The organism is Actinomyces sp. HMSC075C01, assembly GCF_001812965.1.
GTDB lineage: Bacteria > Actinomycetota > Actinomycetes > Actinomycetales > Actinomycetaceae > Actinomyces > Actinomyces acetigenes.
The window spans coordinates 1-1,380 of sequence record NZ_KV811019.1; the positions used below are offsets into that span (position 1 = coordinate 1).

At 71.6% G+C, this 1,380-nt stretch carries 1 protein-coding gene; it reads right to left on the reverse strand.

Annotated elements, in window-relative coordinates; genetic code table 11:
• On the reverse strand, nucleotides 1-1,380 hold a 1,380-nt coding region (locus tag HMPREF2883_RS09785), incomplete at both ends, for a DUF222 domain-containing protein (RefSeq protein WP_141759095.1).

Sequence of the window (1,380 nt, forward strand, 5' to 3'; positions counted from 1 at the left end):
CGCCGGCGGCCAGGGCCCAGGCAGTCAGGGCCGGTACCGCCGTGCTGCGCGCCCCGATGCGCACCTCCGCGACCTCAGCCGGCGTGGCGGACAACGAGGCGGGGAGCGAGGCAGCGGACTGGGAGACGGAAGCAGCGGAGCACGACGCGGCGGGCTGGGAAGCGTGAGCAGCGGAGAACAAGGTGGCGGGAGCAGCTGGGGCGGGTTCAGGCAGACTTCCCCCGCTAGAACCAGGCAGACTCCTCCCACTGGAACTGGGCAGACTCCTGGCGCCGGTGGTGGGCAGGCTTCTCCTGCCGCCTGGGGATGCTGCACCGCTGAGAGGATCAGGCGTGGCGGCGGCGCTCTTGCCGGGGCCTCCGTCTCCTGGATCGTCGCTGCCGGTGGGGCCGTCGTCGGGTGGAGCCAGACCAACCAGGCTGCTTAGGGGGACGGTGACCTGGACGTCGACATGGATGTTCTTGGGGAGGGGGAGGTGGCCGGTTCCTGAGGGTGTCCACCACGGGCTGGCGGACCCCACCAGGGAGCTCAAGGCCCCCAAGAGCCCTTCCAGAGGCACCCCGTCAGGCAGCAACCGTGCCGGGACAGCCGCTCCGGAACCATTAACCTCAGCCTGGGCCTGGCCACCATGCTCGGCTTTCTTCGGGGAAGGCTGGGCGAAGGCGGTCTGTTGGCTGGTGCGTAGTGTGGACAGGGTCATCGCGCCCAGCGCGTCGGCGCGCAGCTGGGCCGGGGTGCGCTGCTCGCCGGCTGCCCGGGCTGATGCGGCGATCGCGTCCAAGGTGGCGTCCAGCAGCAGGGCGTCCATGGTCGGCAGCAGCAGGCGGACCTGGGACATGCCTTCACCGGCGGGCCGGGGGCGCGACACGCACCGCCGCTCCTGGTTGACCCGGACGCGCTCGGCATGCCCAGTGGGGTCTGTCTCCATCAGGGCCCGCTCAATGTCCCGCCCCACCTGGGACACGCTGCGCCTGGGCGCCTGAGGCAGCACCCGCTCCTGAACGGCCAGCGCCACCGGAGCCGGCACGTCTCCCAGGCGGCGAGTCACCAGCGACGCCTTGGCTGCATCCAGCACCCCGCACCGCTCCATGGCCTCAGTGGGACCGAAACCCATGTTCATCAGGGCGCTGCCGTGATCGATGATCTGACCGGCCCGGCTCCTAGACAGGCCCAGGCGGGCCGAGAGCAGGCAGGTGGCATTGAACCTGCGCTCCTCATAGCCCACCACCTCCGAGACCTGACCGTCTGGCCCCCACTGGCCGGGATGGGTCGACAACTCGGCGCACCCGGTCAGGCACGCCGCCGCCAGGGACTCGCCCCACGTAGCCCAGGCCGCCAGCCGGTGACAGGCCGCAGCCAGCTCCCCCAGACCCCGCGCCC